Source organism: Priestia sp. YIM B13551 (genome assembly GCF_042787905.1).
In the GTDB taxonomy this organism is placed as follows: Bacteria; Bacillota; Bacilli; order Bacillales; family Bacillaceae_H; genus Priestia.
In genome coordinates, this window is the sequence record NZ_JBHZOX010000004.1 from 131,545 (window position 1) to 150,083 (window position 18,539).

17 protein-coding genes are annotated in these 18,539 nt (G+C 38.0%); all 17 read left to right on the forward strand.

Going from position 1 to position 18,539, the window contains the following annotated elements; translation table 11 throughout:
- The first annotated feature begins 107 nt into the window (after positions 1-107).
- The 17 genes from ACFX4N_RS20370 (at position 108) to dnaI (ending at position 18,478) form a co-directional block, all read left to right on the forward strand.
- Positions 108-569 (forward strand): DUF441 domain-containing protein, encoded by a 462-nt coding sequence (locus ACFX4N_RS20370; protein ID WP_328142499.1) that lies wholly within the window; start codon positions 108-110, stop codon positions 567-569.
- 360 nt (positions 570-929) lie between these two features.
- Positions 930-2,048, forward strand: a complete 1,119-nt coding sequence (citZ, locus tag ACFX4N_RS20375) for a citrate synthase (protein WP_013059445.1) — start codon at positions 930-932, stop codon at positions 2,046-2,048.
- 75 nt (positions 2,049-2,123) lie between these two features.
- On the forward strand, positions 2,124-3,416 hold the full coding sequence (gene icd, locus ACFX4N_RS20380; protein WP_255255780.1) for an NADP-dependent isocitrate dehydrogenase: 1,293 nt from the start codon (positions 2,124-2,126) through the stop codon (positions 3,414-3,416).
- A gap of 28 nt (positions 3,417-3,444) precedes the next feature.
- Positions 3,445-4,383: a malate dehydrogenase gene (gene mdh / locus ACFX4N_RS20385; protein WP_013059443.1), complete on the forward strand. Its 939-nt coding sequence runs from the start codon at positions 3,445-3,447 to the stop codon at positions 4,381-4,383.
- A 133-nt stretch (positions 4,384-4,516) separates the two neighbouring features.
- Positions 4,517-4,993, forward strand: coding sequence for a MaoC family dehydratase (locus ACFX4N_RS20390; protein ID WP_029320018.1), 477 nt, complete (start codon positions 4,517-4,519; stop codon positions 4,991-4,993).
- A 178-nt stretch (positions 4,994-5,171) separates the two neighbouring features.
- Positions 5,172-5,888, forward strand: a complete 717-nt coding sequence (locus ACFX4N_RS20395) for a response regulator transcription factor (protein WP_013085192.1) — start codon at positions 5,172-5,174, stop codon at positions 5,886-5,888.
- Positions 5,881-7,653 carry a two-component system histidine kinase PnpS gene (pnpS, locus tag ACFX4N_RS20400; protein ID WP_013059440.1) on the forward strand — a complete coding sequence of 591 codons (1,773 nt, stop codon included), beginning with the start codon at positions 5,881-5,883 and terminating at the stop codon, positions 7,651-7,653. Before ACFX4N_RS20395 ends, pnpS begins: the two co-directional genes overlap by 8 nt.
- 328 nt (positions 7,654-7,981) lie before the next feature.
- A complete protein-coding gene (polA, locus tag ACFX4N_RS20405; RefSeq protein WP_328142502.1) occupies positions 7,982-10,609 on the forward strand; it encodes a DNA polymerase I in 2,628 nt (875 codons plus the stop codon).
- A gap of 21 nt (positions 10,610-10,630) precedes the next feature.
- Positions 10,631-11,464 (forward strand): DNA-formamidopyrimidine glycosylase, encoded by an 834-nt coding sequence (gene mutM / locus ACFX4N_RS20410; protein ID WP_013059438.1) that lies wholly within the window; start codon positions 10,631-10,633, stop codon positions 11,462-11,464.
- Positions 11,465-11,524: 60 nt separating this feature from the next.
- Positions 11,525-12,154 carry a sporulation membrane protein YtaF gene (gene ytaF / locus ACFX4N_RS20415; RefSeq protein WP_028410526.1) on the forward strand — a complete coding sequence of 210 codons (630 nt, stop codon included), beginning with the start codon at positions 11,525-11,527 and terminating at the stop codon, positions 12,152-12,154.
- Positions 12,155-12,177: 23 nt separating this feature from the next.
- Positions 12,178-12,774, forward strand: coding sequence for a dephospho-CoA kinase (gene coaE, locus ACFX4N_RS20420; protein WP_016765703.1), 597 nt, complete (start codon positions 12,178-12,180; stop codon positions 12,772-12,774).
- 218 nt (positions 12,775-12,992) lie between these two features.
- Positions 12,993-14,024 carry a glyceraldehyde-3-phosphate dehydrogenase gene (locus ACFX4N_RS20425; RefSeq protein WP_013059435.1) on the forward strand — a complete coding sequence of 344 codons (1,032 nt, stop codon included), beginning with the start codon at positions 12,993-12,995 and terminating at the stop codon, positions 14,022-14,024.
- A gap of 423 nt (positions 14,025-14,447) precedes the next feature.
- Positions 14,448-14,828, forward strand: a complete 381-nt coding sequence (gene speD, locus ACFX4N_RS20430) for an adenosylmethionine decarboxylase (RefSeq protein ID WP_192099947.1) — start codon at positions 14,448-14,450, stop codon at positions 14,826-14,828.
- A gap of 93 nt (positions 14,829-14,921) precedes the next feature.
- Positions 14,922-15,308 carry a hypothetical protein gene (locus tag ACFX4N_RS20435; protein ID WP_013085185.1) on the forward strand — a complete coding sequence of 129 codons (387 nt, stop codon included), beginning with the start codon at positions 14,922-14,924 and terminating at the stop codon, positions 15,306-15,308.
- 243 nt (positions 15,309-15,551) lie between these two features.
- Positions 15,552-16,013: a transcriptional regulator NrdR gene (nrdR, locus tag ACFX4N_RS20440; protein ID WP_013059432.1), complete on the forward strand. Its 462-nt coding sequence runs from the start codon at positions 15,552-15,554 to the stop codon at positions 16,011-16,013.
- Between the two features lie 72 nt (positions 16,014-16,085).
- Complete coding sequence (locus ACFX4N_RS20445; RefSeq protein ID WP_013059431.1) at positions 16,086-17,513, forward strand: replication initiation and membrane attachment family protein; 1,428 nt, start codon at positions 16,086-16,088, stop codon at positions 17,511-17,513.
- Between the two features lie 32 nt (positions 17,514-17,545).
- The gene (gene dnaI, locus ACFX4N_RS20450; protein ID WP_013059430.1) at positions 17,546-18,478 is read left to right on the forward strand and encodes a primosomal protein DnaI; all 933 of its coding nucleotides are present in this window, start codon (positions 17,546-17,548) and stop codon (positions 18,476-18,478) included.
- Positions 18,479-18,539: the final 61 nt, after the last annotated feature.

An 18,539-nucleotide genomic window follows, 5' to 3' on the forward strand; every position in this document is an offset into this window, starting at 1 on the left:
TAGAGGCCTCCTTGTAAACGATAGTCAACAAAAGAAAAAGCTACTCATAAAATATTTACGTAATACGCTTTAGATTTATCACAATAAAAAAAGAAAGGATGAGTAAAATGTTCTCACAACCCATGCTTTTTTTAGCTGTTTTACTCGTAATTGGATTAGTGGCTAAAAATCAATCATTAATCATTGCAGTTGCATTTTTACTTATTTTAAAATTAATCGGGTTAGACGGTAAGGTTTTTCCGTTTCTACAATCAAAAGGAATTAATATTGGAGTAACGGTTATTACAATTGCCGTTCTTGTGCCAATTGCAACAGGAGACATAGGATTCAAACAATTAGGAGAGGCCGTGAAATCTTCTTATGCCTGGATTGCTCTAGGAGCCGGAATTGCTGTGGCAATTATTGCTAAATATGGACTTTCACTCTTGGAAGATGATCCGCATATTACGACCGCTTTAGTTTTTGGCACAATTCTTGCTGTGGCGCTGTTTCAAGGGGTAGCAGTAGGTCCGTTAATCGGTGCTGGAATCGCTTATTTATTTATGAAATTAACTGAACTTTTTTCGTAGAAATTTTTGTATAATAATAATTTTTTTAAAATTTCTTCTCTCTTTTGATTCACAAAAGTCAGATAATTGTTTATAATATATTTTGAGGCCGCATCTTTTTACATACAATTGTATGTTTTACCTATAGGGCTGTAACAAAGCAATGACACATGCAGATGTTTTGATTTTGTGTGTTATTGAAACAAATGGAAATGTAAGCATTTTCTTTGCGTGGGGTGAAGAAATGTTCTTCCAAGATATATATTCAAAAGAGGCGCTTCGTATATCATTTAATGTCTAGTTGAGCAGAGGCTCAATTTTGTTTTTCACGTTTTACACAGAAAGGTATGGGGAATTTTTTCTGTAAAGGAGTGGAGATTTATGACAGCAACTCGAGGTCTAGAAGGGGTAGTCGCTACAACGTCAGCAGTAAGTTCAATTATTGATGACACTTTAACATATCAAGGCTACAATATTGATGATTTAGCGAATTATGCAACATTTGAAGAAGTGGTGTATTTACTATGGCACGGAAAATTACCTAACAAAGAAGAATTATCTGTGTTTTCTAGATTACTAGCAGAAAACGCTAAATTACCCCAAGAAGTCTTAGAGCATTTCAAAACTTATCCAATTAAAGATGTTCATCCAATGGCAGCTTTAAGAACAGTCGTATCACTATTGGGGTTGTACGATCCTGAAGCTGATTTAATGGATGAAGAAGCAAATTATCGCAAAGCTGTTCGTTTGCAAGCACAATTACCAACGGTGGTAACGGCTTTTTCAAGAGTCCGTAACGGATTAGAGCCAATTGAACCAAACGAAAACTATAGCATTGCCGCTAACTTTTTATATATGTTAACCGGCGAAGAGCCAACTGATATCCAAGTAGAGGCATTTGATAAAGCACTTGTCTTACACGCTGACCATGAGCTAAATGCTTCAACTTTTACAGCTCGTGTCTGTGTGGCAACGTTATCCGATATTTATTCAGGAATTACAGCCGCTATTGGAGCGTTAAAGGGTCCTCTTCACGGGGGAGCGAATGAAGCTGTTATGAAAATGTTGTCTGACATTCAAACAGTTGAAAACGCGGAACCTTATATTCGCGAAAAGCTCGCGAAAAAAGAAAAGATTATGGGATTTGGACATCGTGTGTATCAGCAGGGTGATCCTCGTGCCAAGCACTTGAAAGAAATGTCTGAAAAACTTACCAAACAAGCAGGAGATACAACGCTATACGATATGTCAGTGAAAATTGAAGAGATCGTAACAGGCGAGAAAAAGCTTCCGCCAAACGTTGATTTCTATTCAGCTTCTGTATACCACAGCTTAGGGATTGATCACGATCTATTTACTCCGATCTTTGCCGTAAGCCGCGTATCAGGATGGATTGCTCACATTTTAGAGCAGTATTCAAACAATCGTTTGATTCGTCCAAGAGCTGATTATATCGGTCCTGGAAAACAAACGTACATTCCGCTTGAAGAGCGCAGCTAAACAATGTGACGAAGGTGCTCACGTTCGTTGAGCACTTTTCCATAAGTGAAAGTAGACAAATTTTTTAAGGAGGTCATTCTCATGACAAAAGGTGAACAAATTTCTGTAGCAAACGGCGTATTAAACGTACCAAATAACCCAATCATTCCATTTATCGAAGGTGACGGAATTGGTCCGGATATCTGGGCAGCAGCTTCTCGCGTATTAGAAGCAGCGGTTGCAAAAGCATACAATGGTGAAAAAGAAATCGTTTGGAAAGAAGTATTAGCAGGTGAAAAAGCATTTAATCAAACTGGCGAATGGTTACCGGAAGAAACGTTAGATGCAATTCGCGAATACATAATTGCAATCAAAGGACCATTAACAACACCAGTAGGCGGTGGAATTCGTTCTCTAAACGTGGCATTGCGTCAAGAATTAGACTTATTCACATGCTTACGTCCTGTTCGCTACTTTGACGGCGTACCTTCTCCAATTAAGCGCCCTGAAGATACAGATATGGTTATCTTCCGTGAAAATACTGAAGATATTTATGCTGGTATTGAATATGCGAAGGGTTCTGAAGAAGTACAAAAGCTTGTTTCATTCCTACAAACGGAATTAGGCGTAAATAAAATCCGTTTCCCTGAAACTTCTGGATTAGGTATTAAGCCTATTTCTTCTGAAGGAACAGAGCGTCTTGTGCGTGCAGCAATCAACTATGCAATTGAACAAGGCCGCAAGTCTGTTACGCTTGTACACAAAGGTAACATTATGAAATATACAGAAGGCGCATTTAAAAATTGGGGCTATGAGCTAGCTGAAAAAGAATTCGGCGATAAAGTATTTACTTGGGCTCAATATGACCGCATCGTTGAAAAAGAAGGTGCACAGGCTGCAAACAAAGCTCAAGCAGAAGCGGAAGCAGCAGGAAAAATTATTGTAAAAGATTCAATTGCAGATATCTTCTTACAACAAATTTTAACTCGTCCACGTGAATTCGATGTAGTAGCAACAATGAATTTAAATGGAGATTACATTTCAGATGCATTAGCAGCACAAGTTGGTGGTATCGGAATTGCTCCAGGGGCAAATATCAACTACGAAACTGGACATGCTATCTTTGAAGCAACTCACGGTACAGCACCTAAATATGCTGGTTTAGATAAAGTAAACCCATCTTCTGTATTATTATCAGGTGTGTTAATGCTTGAACACCTTGGCTGGAATGAAGCAGCGGATTTAATCATGAAATCAATGGAAAAAACAATTGCTTCAAAAGTAGTAACATATGATTTCGCACGTTTAATGGACGGCGCAACAGAAGTGAAGTGTTCAGAGTTTGCTGATGAATTAATTAGCAATCTAGGAAAACAAGTAACAGTTTAATAGCTATTCATTTAGGGGAGGAATTATAATGGCAAATATGCGTAAAAAAGTATCTGTTATCGGAGCGGGCTTTACAGGAGCTACAACTGCTTTTTTAATTGGTCAAAAAGAATTAGCTGATGTTGTATTAGTTGATATTCCGCAATTAGAAAATCCAGCTAAAGGTAAAGCGCTGGATATGTTAGAAGCAAGTCCTGTACAAGGCTTTGACGCTAACATTACAGGAACAGCCAACTACGAAGACACAGCTGATTCTGACATTGTCATTATTACAGCTGGTATCGCGCGCAAGCCAGGTATGAGTCGCGATGATTTAGTAACAACGAACCAAAAAATCATGAAGTCTGTTACTCAAGAAGTTGTTAAATACTCGCCAAACTGTCACATCATCGTGTTGACAAACCCGGTAGATGCTATGACGTATACAGTATTTAAAGAATCTGGTTTTCCTAAAAACCGCGTAATCGGTCAATCAGGCGTATTAGATTCTGCACGTTTCCGTACGTTCGTAGCGCAGGAGTTAAACATTTCAGTAAAAGATATCACAGGTTTTGTACTTGGTGGACATGGCGACGATATGGTACCTCTTGTACGCTACTCATATGCTGGCGGTATTCCTCTTGAAACGCTTATTCCAAAAGCGCGTCTTGAAGCAATTGTTGAAAGAACACGCAAAGGCGGCGGCGAGATCGTTAACTTATTAGGTAACGGAAGTGCATACTACGCGCCTGCTGCTTCCTTAGTGGAAATGACAGAAGCGATCTTAAAAGATCAGCGTCGTATTTTACCAGCGATTGCTTACCTAGAGGGTGAATATGGTTATAACGGCATCTACTTAGGTGTTCCAACCGTATTAGGAGCTGCAGGAATTGAGCAGGTAATTGAATTAGAACTGACTGATTCTGAAAAAGCTGCGTTAGATCAATCAGCAAAATCAGTTAAAACTGTCATGGGTGTATTAGCTTAATACAATAAAATAGGTTTGAGTATAGGTTTTTATCAATATTCAAACAATAGTCACAAGGAAAATTCGAGGGAAACCTCGAATTTTTCTTGTATATAAAGAAAAGCTATTACTTTATACAAAAGGTGGAATGATGATGGTATTAGGTAAAAAACAAAAAATAGGCCGAAGTATTGAAGATATAAAAGTTGGAGAAAAATTAACGCTAACGGAACGAATTGAAGATAAGGATATCTTATTGTACTTAGGGCTGACAAATGATTCTAACCCTTTATACATTCAGCATGATTACGCATCTCAGACCCCTTTTAAAAAACCTATTGTGCCAAGTATTATGATTACCGGTATTATGACAGCAGCCATTTCAAAGTATTTGCCCGGACCTGGAAGCCACGTTGCAGAACATACGGTAGCCTTCCCCAAAAAGATTCATCATTATAGCACGATTGAATTTTTATTTGAAGTGACAGAGGTAGATGTTTCTTCTAGAACTGTTACGGTTGAGGTGGAAGCGGTCAATGAGCAAAAAGAGAAAGTAGTAACGGCGCGGTTTCTTGTGTATCCGCCGTTTAGACTTCCATCAGTAGAGACACACGACTTTGAAAATTTTTAAAACGCCTTAAATATTTATAAATATAGAAGAAACTGTTTGATCATATTTTCTGAAAATGTTGAAATGTATTGGAGAACGAGGCTAAAACATTGTATGATAAGAGAAGATAAATAGAAAATAATATCATTTGGATGAAGCTGCGGTTTAATTTAACTAGATGGAGGCTTATATCGTTAATATGAGTAAGAAATTATTAGTCGTAGATGATGAACAATCAATTTCAACATTATTACAATATAATTTACAACAAGCTGGCTTTACAGTAGAAACAGCTGAAGACGGGGAAGAAGGATACAACAAGGCACTAGAAGGAAAACCGGATTTAATTGTGTTAGACTTGATGCTTCCTAAGATGGATGGAATTGAAGTTTGTAAAAAGCTTCGTCAGCAAAAAGTGATGACGCCTATTTTAATGTTAACTGCAAAAGACGATGAGTTCGACAAAGTATTAGGGCTAGAGCTTGGCGCAGATGACTACATGACGAAACCATTTAGCCCTCGAGAAGTAGTAGCACGTGTAAAAGCCATTTTACGCAGAACACAAATCATTGCTCAGGAAAATGAACAAGAGGAAGATGGCGAGCGCATCATGATCGGTGATTTAAAAATTCTTCCAGATCATTATGAGGCCTACTTTAATCAAGAGCAGCTTGAGCTTACTCCAAAAGAATTTGAGTTGTTATTATATTTGGCAAAATACAAAGGACGGGTATTAACTCGTGATCAGCTGCTAAGTGCAGTGTGGAATTATGATTTTGCCGGAGATACGCGAATTGTAGATGTGCACATCAGCCATTTGCGTGAGAAAATTGAACACAATACGCGAAAACCTGTTTATATAAAAACGATTAGAGGATTAGGATATAAGCTGGAGGAACCAAAGGTAGATGAATAAATTTCGTTCAAGGCTACTTTTGGCTCTATTAGTACTTATTATTATTGTATTAGTAGGTCTTGGCCTGCTGCTGGGACAGTTGTTTAAAAACTTTTATTTTCAGACGTTTCAAGAGCGAATGGAAAAAGAGGCAAAGCTTGTAGAAATGTACATTAGCGAAGAAGGTATCACAAGTCCTGCTTTAAAATCTAAAGTTGATCAAATCAGCCATTCGTTAAGTGTAAGAACGACTATCGTTCAAAAAGACGGAAAAATATTAGTTGACTCAAATCCAGGCAGCAAGCAGCAAAGAATCGAAAAAAGTATCGTAATCCAACAAGTATTAAAAAAGCAGTTAAACAGTAAAAAAAGCTTTGATCAAATTAAAGAAGATTATGACTTATATTACTATGGTATCCCGCTGATTATAGAAGGTAAGCAAGAGGGATTTGTTGTGCTAAGTACATCATTTGATTCATTAAAACAAGTAAATCAGCAAATTTGGGGCCTTCTTATTGGAAGCTTAGGTCTAGCTTTGATTGTGATTTTACTCTTAGGTGTAAAGATTATGGGACGCTATACCCGTCCTATTGAATCGGCAACCAAGGTGGCTATGGAACTTGCAAAAGGGAATTATAAAGCTCGTACATATGAAGATTATGTAGATGAAACAGGGATGCTGAGTCAGTCTATTAACGCACTTGCTCGTAATCTGCAAGAGTCTATCACTAATCAAGAAATGCAGCAGGACAGGCTGCGCACGCTAATTGAAAATATGGGAAGCGGCATGCTTCTTATCGATAGTCGAGGCTATATAAACTTAGTGAATCGAGCTTATAAAGAGCAGTTTCATATACATCCGGATGACTTCCTTTATCATTTGTATTACGAGGTATTTGAGCATAAAGAAATCATTAAGCTTGTGGAAAAAATATTTATGACGGAAGTAAAGGTTCGAAAACAAGTGGTTCTGCCTTTAAATATTGAACGAAGATATTTTGATGTTTATGGAGCGCCGATTATTGGCTTAAATGATGAATGGAAAGGGATTGTGCTTGTTTTCCATGATATTACCGAGCTAAAAAAACTAGAACAAGTTCGCCGTGACTTTGTAGCGAATGTGTCTCATGAACTAAAAACTCCTATTACGTCTATAAAAGGGTTTAGTGAGACATTGTTAGACGGTGCCATGGAAGATCCACAGCTGCGCCAGCAGTTTCTATCTATCATTTTAACGGAAAGTCAGCGCATGGAGAGCTTGATTCAAGATCTTTTAGATTTGTCTAAAGTTGAACAGCAAGGCTTTAAACTAAGCATTCATTCAGTAGATTTGAATACGCTTCTTTACGAAGTGACGACAGTGCTATCAAACCGAGCAACTGAAAAAGAAATCACGCTAACGTTAGATACGCTTCCTGAAGAAGCGTGGATTGATGGTGACAGTCAGCGCCTTATGCAAGTGTTTGTTAACTTAATCGGCAATGCGCTCATGTATACAATGCCTGGAGGAACTGTTCACGTTTCGCTTGAAGAGGAAGAAGAAACGATTACGGTTCATGTTCAAGATACAGGTATCGGTATTGATTCTGATGAAATTTCACGTATTTTTGAGCGCTTTTACCGAGTAGATAAGGCAAGAAGCCGTAATTCCGGAGGAACAGGTCTTGGATTAGCAATTGTTAAACATCTTGTTGAAGCTCATAGAGGGGAAATTGAAGTGAAAAGTGAAGTCAATAAAGGGACAACTTTTTCAGTGAAGCTGCACAAGTATTTGCCGCAGATGTAAAATGTTTACGTTCCTTTTACAATTTATTTAATGTAGCTTAATAATTAATTGATACAATTTTTCATGGAAACCCCTTCATCCAAGGAGCCAATGTGTAAGGCGAAAATAGCTTTAACCGTGCTATTTTCGCCGATTCTTTTTGACAAATTCTATCCATTCACATGTTACACCGCCTAAAATAACTAGGCGGTGTTTTTATTTTATGATGTACAGATCTTATCACCACATGAAAATAAAACGTTGAACTCAAGATTACTTTTTGTCCTTAAAGCTTATTGTTTGTTAAAATAAAGGTAAGATAAGAAGAGAGCGAAATGGAGGAACATGAATGACACAAAAACTAGTATTAATTGACGGGAATAGTATTGCCTACCGTGCATTTTTTGCTTTGCCGCTTTTAAACAATGATAAAGGAATACATACAAATGCCATATATGGCTTTACTACAATGCTGACACGTATCTTAGAGGAAGAGAAGCCGACGCATTTACTTGTGGCATTTGATGCAGGGAAAACAACGTTTCGCCACAAAACATTTACAGAATACAAAGGAGGCAGACAAAAGACGCCTCCTGAACTTTCAGAGCAGTTTCCCTTTATTCGTGAGTTATTAGATGCATATGGGATTAAGCGCTATGAACTGCCTGATTATGAAGCAGATGATATTATCGGTACGCTTTCAAAACAAGCTGAAAAAAAAGGAATGGTCGTAAAAGTCATTTCCGGGGATAAAGATTTACTTCAGCTTGTGTCAGAACATGTAACCGTAGATATTACGAGAAAAGGAATTACGGATGTCGATTCCTATACGCCTGCAGCCATTGATGAAAAGTATGGTATTACGGCTGCACAAATTATTGATATGAAGGGCCTTATGGGGGACAGCTCGGATAATATCCCAGGCGTGCCCGGAGTCGGCGAAAAAACAGCCTTAAAGCTATTAAAAGAGTTCGAAACGGTTGAAAATGTATTGAAATCTATCGATCAAGTCAGCGGTAAAAAATTAAAAGAAAAGCTAGAAGATAATCGTGAATCAGCCATCATGAGTAAAAAGCTTGCAACTATTTATTGCGAAGCGCCTCTTGAAGTATCTGTAGAAGATGCAAAGTATGACGGGTTTGAATCTTCAAAGGTCATCTCATTATTTAAAGAGCTTGGGTTTAATTCTCTGCTTGCTAAATTTGGTGAATCAGCAGAAGAGGAAGCAGATTTTGAAGAACTGACGTTTGAAATAGCGCAGGAAGTTCACGATGATATGTTAACAAGCGAAGCAGCTCTGATCGTAGAAGGGTATGAAGAAAACTACCATCACAATCAGCTGCTCGGTTTTGGAATCAGCAACAAGAATGGCCACTATTTTATTGATAAAGATACAGCTCTTTCATCTTCTAAATTTAAAGCATGGTTAGAAGATGGACGTGTAAAAAAGACGGTGTTTAATGGGAAACGTACGATTGTATCTTTAAAATGGGCGGGGCATGAAATTAAAGGAATTGAACATGATGTAATGATTGCTTCTTACATCTTGAATCCTGCTGAGGCAAATGATGACCTAGCGACAATTGCAAAATTAAAAGGATACCATCAAGTGCAATCAGATGAAGCTGTGTATGGAAAAGGAGCTAAGCGAAGCATTGCGGAAGCTGCTCAGCTAGCTGAGCATGTTATAAGAAAAGCAGCCGCCGTAGCTTATTTAAAAGAAGTGTTAGAAAAAGAATTGGTTGAAAATGAACAGTTTGAGCTGTTTGAGAAGCTTGAAATGCCTCTTGCCATTGTCCTTGCTGATATGGAATATCAAGGGGTGAAAATTGACCGCGCGCGTTTGGATGAAATGGGCGAAGATCTTCGAGAGCAGCTTGAAAAAATTGAAGCGAAAATCTACGAATACGCTGGACAAGAATTCAATATTAATTCGCCAAAGCAGCTAGGAGTTGTTCTTTTTGAAAAAATGCAGCTTCCAGTCATAAAGAAAACAAAAACAGGCTATTCCACATCAGCCGATGTATTAGAGCAATTAGCTAGTACCCATGATATTATCCCAGAGATTTTACAATACCGTCAGCTAGGAAAATTACAGTCTACGTATATTGAAGGATTAAAAAAGGTTATTCATGAAAGCGATGGAAAAGTTCATACCCGCTTTAATCAAACGTTAACTCAAACGGGGAGGTTAAGCTCAGTAGATCCTAACTTGCAAAACATCCCGATTCGTCTTGAAGAAGGTAAAAAAATAAGAGGTGCGTTTGTGCCTTCACAGCCTGATTGGTTAATATTTGCGGCGGATTATTCACAAATTGAGCTGCGCGTACTGGCTCATATTGCAGATGATGAAAAGCTAATCGATGCGTTTAAGCATGACTTAGATATTCATACGAAAACAGCGATGGATGTGTTCCACGTCGAAAGAGAAGAAGTAACGTCGAATATGCGCCGCCAGGCTAAAGCAGTTAACTTTGGAATCGTCTATGGCATCAGTGATTACGGTTTATCGCAAAGTTTAGGAATTACAAGAAAAGCAGCGGCTACTTTTATTGAACGCTATTTAAAAAGCTTCCCTGGTGTACAGGAGTATATGGATACGATTGTACGCGATGCAAAAGAAAAGGGATATGTAACAACGCTCTTGCACCGCCGACGTTACTTGCCTGAAATCACGAGCCGAAACTTTAACCTCCGCAGCTTTGCTGAGCGTACGGCTATGAATACGCCTATCCAAGGGACGGCAGCTGATATTATTAAAAAAGCAATGATTGAAATGGATAAGCGCTTAAAAGATGAAAATCTTCAGGCTAAGCTGCTGCTTCAAGTACACGATGAGCTGATTTTTGAAGCCCCAGAAGAAGAAATTAAAATTTTAGAGAAAATCGTACCAGAAGTAATGGAGAACGCTTTAGAGCTAGAAGTTCCGTTGAAAGTAGATTATTCTTACGGAAAGACTTGGTACGAAGCAAAGTAGTGGAAAAAGGATGTGACAAACGTGCCAGAATTACCAGAAGTTGAAACCGTCAGACGTACGTTAATTGAATTAGCCAGTGGAAAGACCATTGAGCGTGTAACAGTTAAATGGCCTAATATTATCAAACGTCCTGAACAAGTTGAACAGTTTTGTGATGCGCTTGTTGGACAAACCATTCGAGATGTTGAACGCAGAGGTAAGTTTTTGAAAATTGTGCTCGATGATTATACGATGGTTTCTCATTTGCGTATGGAAGGGAAATATGCTCTCCATGAGAATGCAGAAGAACCAGATAAGCATGTACACGTCTTTTTTCACTTCACGGATGGAACGGAATTGCGATACCGAGATGTAAGGAAGTTTGGTACTATGCACTTATTTAAAAAGGGAGAGGAAGATCTGTTTCCTCCTCTTATTGGCCTTGGACCTGAACCGTTTGACGAAACATTTAATCCTAGTCAATTAAAAATGAGAATCGGCAAAACCTCTCGAAAAATCAAGCCGGTTTTACTCGATCAAAATGTCGTGGTTGGGCTTGGAAATATTTATGTAGATGAAGCACTGTTTCGCGCAGGGATTCATCCTGAACGAGTGGCCAGCCAATTAACAGACGAAGAGTATGAAAAATTGTACGAAGAAATTGTAGCGACTCTTCAAGAAGCTGTGAAGCAAGGAGGCAGCACAATTCGCACGTATGTAAACACACAGGGACAAATAGGCATGTTTCAGCAGCAGCTTTATGTGTACGGAAGAAAAGGCGAATCCTGTAAAATGTGCGGTACTCCAATTGAAAAATTTGTTGTAGGCGGTAGAGGAACACATATCTGCCCAAATTGTCAGCCGGCTAAAAAATAACAATGGATGGGCTCCTTTCATATACTACGTATAGACAGAAAGGAAAGGAGTCCTCTCATCATGATAACATTTTCTTTACTTATTCTTGCTTTTGCCGTAAGTCTTGACAGCTTTAGCGTTGGCCTGACATACGGACTTCGAAAGGTGAAAATCCCGCTGAAATCCATTTTTATTATTTCATGTTGCTCAGCATTTTCTTTAATGTTTTCTATGTTTTTAGGAAAAGTACTTACGCATCTATTTTCAGTGGATGTACTAAATAAAGTAGGCGGAGGTATTCTTGTTCTGCTTGGGATGTGGATTTTATACCAGTTTTTTTGTCCGGCAGATTCATCTCGAGTGAAAGAAGAAAAAACATTAGTGAAAATTGAAATTAAGTCAATTGGCCTAGTCATCAACGTATTGAAAAAGCCAATTGCAGCAGATTTAGATAATTCAGGTTCCATCAATGGAATTGAAGCATTTATACTTGGAATTGCATTATCTCTGGATGCATTTGGAGCAGGGTTTGGAGCGGCTTTATTAGGTTATTCGCCGTATGCTCTAGCAATTGCTGTAGCTCTTATGAGTTCTCTTTTTTTAAGTGCGGGCATACAGTTTGGCAAGGTTTTTTCACGTTTATCATGGATGAAAATGTTCTCGTTTGTACCAGGAGTTCTGCTCATTATTTTAGGTATTTTTAGATTTTAAATAAAGGGATAAAGGAGAGACCAATGTCAATTGTAATTGGATTAACGGGCGGAATTGCAAGCGGAAAAAGCACGGTAACCGGAATGCTACGAGATATCAATATTCCAGTAATCGACGCTGATCACATTGCAAAAGAAGTCGTAGAACCAGGAAAAGAAGCATACAAACAAATTGTCGAGACGTTCGGCCGTTCTATTCTTCACGAGAACGCGGAGATCAATCGAGCGGCTTTAGGGGAAATTGTGTTTTATCAAGAGGAAGAACGTAAAAAGTTGAATGCAATTGTACATCCTGCCGTAAGAAAAGAAATGCTTTCTCAAAAGGAAAGCTATATAGAGGAAGGTTACGAAGCCGTTGTATTAGATATTCCGCTGCTGTTTGAAAGCGATTTGACACACTTAGTCGATAAAGTAGTGGTTGTATATGTCGATGAGTCTGTGCAGCTAGAAAGGTTAAAGTCGCGTAATAACCTCTCGGCGGAGGATGCCTATGCGCGTATCCATGCACAGCTGCCTTTGATTCAAAAAGTAGCCTTAGCCGATGCGGTGATCAATAACAACGGTCCTGTAGAGGAAACAAAACAACAGCTTTTAAGTATATTAGCCCTATGGCTAGATTAAAGAGTGAATGATTGCATTCACTCTTTTTTTATTGGGAATATTTAAGGGCTTCTAAAAAAGAATGTGTTAAATATCTGTTCTCGCTATATACATATAGTAAAACTTAATTAAAATAATTTATTAAAAAAAATTAATATTATTCACTTTTTAAATATTTATGTTATACTATTCAATATAAAAAGTTAAATAGTATAACACATATAGAGAGGGGTATAGCCATGAAAGCACGTATTGCCATTAATGGTTTTGGGAGAATAGGAAGAATGGTGTTTCGCACAGCGATTATAGAGGAAAATTTAGATATTATTGCAATAAATGCATCTTATCCAGCAGAAACGTTAGCACATTTAATCAAATATGACTCTATACACGGACCATTTAATGGAGATGTCAAATGTGATGATGATGCGCTAATTGTTAACGGTAAAAGAATTCAGCTATTAAATTCACGTGATCCGCTGAATTTGCCTTGGAAAGAGCTTGGGATTGATCTAGTTGTTGAAGCAACGGGAAAATTTAATTCAAGAGAAAAAGCGCAGTTACATATTGAAGCAGGTGCGAAAAAAGTTGTCTTAACGGCACCGGGTAAACAAGAAGATATCACCATTGTGATGGGCGTAAACGAACGAGAGTTTGATGTGAATCAGCATAACATTATTTCCAATGCCTCTTGTACGACAAATTGTCTAGCTCCAGTTGTCAAGGTACTAGACGAAGCGTTCACAATTGAAAACGGTTTAATGACGACCGTTCATGCATATACAAATGATCAAAAGAATATCGATAATCCGCATAAAGATTTGCGAAGAGCTCGTGCGTGTGCTCAATCAATTATTCCTACAACAACTGGAGCAGCCAAGGCACTTTCATTAGTTCTTCCTCATTTAAAAGGAAAACTTCATGGGATGGCGCTTCGTGTGCCAACGCCGAACGTATCGCTTGTCGATTTAGTTGTGGATGTAAGGAAACCTGTGACGATGGAAGATGTTAATTTAGCGTTTATTAAAGCTGCTGAAGGACCATTAAAGAATATTTTAAATTTAACAATGGAACCACTCGTATCAATTGACTTTAATACAAATCCTCATTCAGCGATTGTAGATGGACTATCCACAATCGTAATGGAAGATCATAAAATTAAAGTGTTAGCTTGGTACGATAACGAGTGGGGCTACTCTCAGCGCGTAGTCGATTTGGTAAGATATATTGCTGCAGAAATGCGTAATGGATCAAAAATAAGAGTAAGCTAAGAAAGCTATTGATTGCTTTTAAAAAAACAGGGAGCTATCGCCCTGTTTTTTTTTGTTTTTATTCAAAAGAATAGGGAAAAGCAATAAGATAAGCATGCAAAGGGGTGTTTATTTTCCTCAATTTTAATAAAAAATTAATAGTCGTTTAGCAGCTTTTACACACTTTCTCACGAGAATACAGGGGTAATTTGTATAGGTCTATCTGCAAGAACAATCTTTAATAAAATCAAAACACGTATTGCAAAATAAATGTAAACAAAGTATACTATGTTTCGTGAACTTCTTGTGTACCTTTCGGTGATGTGGCTACTTAAAGGGTTAGGACCTCTTTGGACTAACTTTCCCCCGTGGTAGTTAACATGCTATATGGCGAAAGAACTTCATGTTTAACGATTAAAAATTGTTAAAGGGGGAAATATCATTATGGAAACAATGGGTCGTCATGTCATCTCAGAATTATGGGGATGCGATTTCGATAAGTTAAATGATATTGATTATATTGAAAAAACGTTTGTTAATGCAGCTTTAAAATCTGGTGCGGAAGTTCGCGAAGTAGCGTTCCATAAATTTGCACCTCAAGGTGTAAGTGGCGTTGTTATTATTTCAGAATCACATTTAACGATTCACAGCTTCCCAGAGCATGGTTATGCAAGTATCGATGTTTATACTTGTGGTCATTTAGATCCTACAATCGCAGCAGATTATATTGCAGATGCTCTAAGTGCACAGACACGTGAAACAATTGAATTACCACGTGGAATGGGTCCTGTTCAGGTAAAACAAACTAAAGCGAATGCACTTTAATAGTGTCGATTGATTACGTAAGTTAAGAGGTGTATTACACACCTCTTTTTAGTATATAAATTTTTAATACGCAAAAACAAAGGGGATAACAACATGGGGGTAGTACAAGCAGTTAAATCTTTATTTTCTAATCATGTAGAAACAAGCGATCACCATTCAGATCCGACTCTAAAAACGCATTATTACAAAACAACGGCCGGGAATGCATTTAAGCAAGTTCATGAAATGTTGAAGCACATGCAAGGGATAGAGATACTTGCTGCGTATGAAGAGCGAGGAGAAATTAGCTTAAACGTTGTAAAAGGAAGAAAAGCTTTTGTTGTGATTACTATTATTAACGTACGTCCTCTTGAAACCGCTATCGATTTTTCTGCTACAACAGAATCAAAAGTGGTGCCGGTTGATTTTGGTTTTAGTAAAGAACTTGTACGTACGCTTTATAAGAGCTTTGATCAAAAACTTATTCCTCTTTCTTCGTAAGTTCCTTATCATTTTTGAATTTCAGGAAATAAAATGGGGAAATTCCTTTTCCTTTACTTGTATTCAAGCCTTGTTTTCTATAAGATGGAATAAAGCAAATCCTTTAATACAGCATCGTGTTTGTTAAAGGAAATGATGATAAAAATCATAATAAATGGCGAATAGCCGGCTAACATAGATGGAAATTAACTTATATAAGAGAAAATAAAAAGAAAAACAAGGTTTATTATTGGAGCTGAGAATATGAAGTGCCCATCCTGTCATTACAATGGAACGAGAGTGCTGGACTCGCGCCCTGTAGAAGAAGGCCGCTCTATTCGTAGAAGACGTGAATGCGAAGAGTGTCACTATCGTTTTACAACTTTTGAGAAAGTAGAAGAACTTCCGTTAATTGTTGTAAAAAAAGATGGAGCGAGAGAAGAGTTCAGCAAAGACAAAATCCTTCGAGGGTTAATTAAGGCGTGTGAAAAACGCCAAGTAAGCTTAAAACAATTAGAAGATACCGTACACGATATTGAAACAGAGCTGCGCAGTCAGGGTACATCAGAGGTGCAGTCAGATGTGGTAGGAGAAATGGTGATGGAGCGATTAGCTGCTATCGATGAAGTCTCTTATGTTCGATTTGCTTCTGTATACCGACAATTTAAAGACATCAATGTATTTATTGATGAATTAAAAGATTTAATTAAGAAGGAACGACTGTAAAAGAGCTATTGAAGTATTCTTTAGGCTCTTTTTTTGTCATTTCTATTACTTTAAAAGTAGGTAGGGAACGACATGAAAGAACAACATTGGAAAGAAATGATACCGGTCGATCGTTATGTTGTTCGTTCGAACGGCATACTGCAGGAATACGACCGAAAGATTTTAACCATGCTCTATCAGCCGTTGGTGGGTACAACGTGCTTTGGTCTGTATATGACGCTATGGAGCGAGCTGGAACAAGATCGTTTATGGGGGAAAGAGTCTACGCATCATCATCTAATGTCAATGATGCAAATTAATTTGAAAGCTATTTACCATGAGCGGTTAAAATTAGAAGGCATTGGTTTGTTAAAAACATATATTAAGGAAGAAGATGATGTTCGTGTGTTCATTTATGAGCTCATTCCTCCTCTTACGCCCCATCAGTTTTTTAACGATGGCGTGTTAAATGTATATTTATATAACCGACTCGGAAAATCTATCTTTCAAAAAGTAAAAAATTATTTTTCTGATTCACTCGTCGATGACCAATCGTTCACAGATGTGACGCATTCATTTAACGATGTATTTAAATCAGTTAAAGCAACAGAGCTGGCTCCAAGTTTTCAGTCTGAAAGCAAGGATGTATTTTCTCCTGATGCTCAAACGGACTTTGTGGATTCCTCCAAACGCGCTTCTATTGAGATGAGCCCGGATTCCTTTGATTTTGATTTATTTTTAGCAGGTCTAACAGATTCAATGATTTCGAAAAGGTCTATTACATCTAAAGTAAAACAAGCGATTGAAAAGCTAGCCTTTTTATACGGTATCGATCCTCTTCAAATGAAAAACGTGGTGCTCGATTCGCTAAATGAGAACGATCAAGTTGATATTGAATTGCTTAGAAAAGCGGCACAGTCCTTTTACCAATTTGAAAATGGAGAAGCACTTCCAAATCTAAGCGAACAAATTCAGCCGCCTATGCTTCGTACTATGCAGGAAAAGCAGCCGCAGACAAAGGAAGAGCAGCTCATTCAACAGCTTGAAGTGACTTCTCCTCGACAGCTTTTGATCGAGTTTTCCGGGGGAGCAGAGCCTTCAAAAGCAGATTTGCAAATGATCGAAGAAGTGATGTTTAACCAAAAGCTTTCACCAGGGGTAGTAAATGTTCTTATTTACTATGTTATGCTAAGATCCGATATGAAATTATCTAAGAGCTATGTAGAGAAAATTGCTGGACACTGGGCGCGCAAAAAGGTACAAACTGTTCAAGATGCCATGAATTTAGCTAAAAATGAACAGAAAGAATATCAGAATTGGACCGAAGCAAAGCAAAATAAAAAAACGGCTGGACGAAAAATTGTGCGTAAAGAAATGGTGCCAGAGTGGCTGAGCGATGAAGAAAAAGAAGAGAAAAAGCAGCCTTCAAAAGAAGTGGACGGATTTGAAGAAGAAAAACGAAAGCTACAAGAAGAGCTCAAGCAGTTAGATCAAGAGCTAAAACAAAAGCATAAAGAATAAAAAGCAGGTATGATAGAGGTGAGGTGAAAAAGATGAAGCCTATCAATGATTCACTAAATCAGTTAGTGAACAAAAAGGATTTTAAAGCACGCTTAGAAGCATTAAGAAACAGTATCCTGTCTAATCCCGAAGTTAAAACATTTTTGCAAGAGCATCGCCATGAGTTAGATGAGCAAATGGTCGACCGAGGTCTGATGAAGATGCATGAATTTATCGACCAAAGCAAATGCTGTGACAAGTGTCCTTCTTTGCAAAGCTGCGTCAACATGGTGAAAGGATACCACCCTCAGCTGGTTGTAAAAGGCCGTAATATTGATTTACAGTATGAACGCTGTCCTAGAAAAGTACAAGAAGATGAGCGAAAAGAACAAGAATCTTTTATTCAGTGTATGTACGTGCCTAAAGAAATTTTACAGGCAACAATGTCTGATATTGAAATTGAGCAGGGAAGATTTGAAGCCATTAAACTAGTAAGAGATTTTGTGCGAGAATATGAGCCAAATAAGAAAATGAAAGCTTTATATTTACACGGTTCGTTTGGTGTGGGGAAAACGTATTTTCTTGGAGCAATTGCCAATGCGTTAGCCGAAAAGAAAGTGAAATCTACCATTCTGTATGTCCCGGAGTTTTTGCGTGAGTTAAAAGGTTCGTTTCAAGATCAAAGTTTCAATGAGAAAATAGAGTATGTCAAAAAAGTACCGGTTCTTATGCTTGATGATCTCGGAGCAGAATCCGTAACGAGCTGGATGCGAGACGATGTGCTCGGAACCATTTTACAATTCCGTATGCTCGAAAATTTGCCGACATTTTTCAGCTCGAATTTAAATTTTAAAGAGCTTCAACATCATTTGACTTATACCCAAAGAGGCGAGCAGGAAGAGCTCAAAGCCGCTCGTGTCATGGAACGAATTAAGTCTCTAGCCATTCCTGTTGAAATGAATGGAGAGAATAAACGAAATAGATGAGCAGGTCGTTTTACATTTCTTGTAACGACTTGCTCATTTTTTTGCATGTTGCCCCATATAC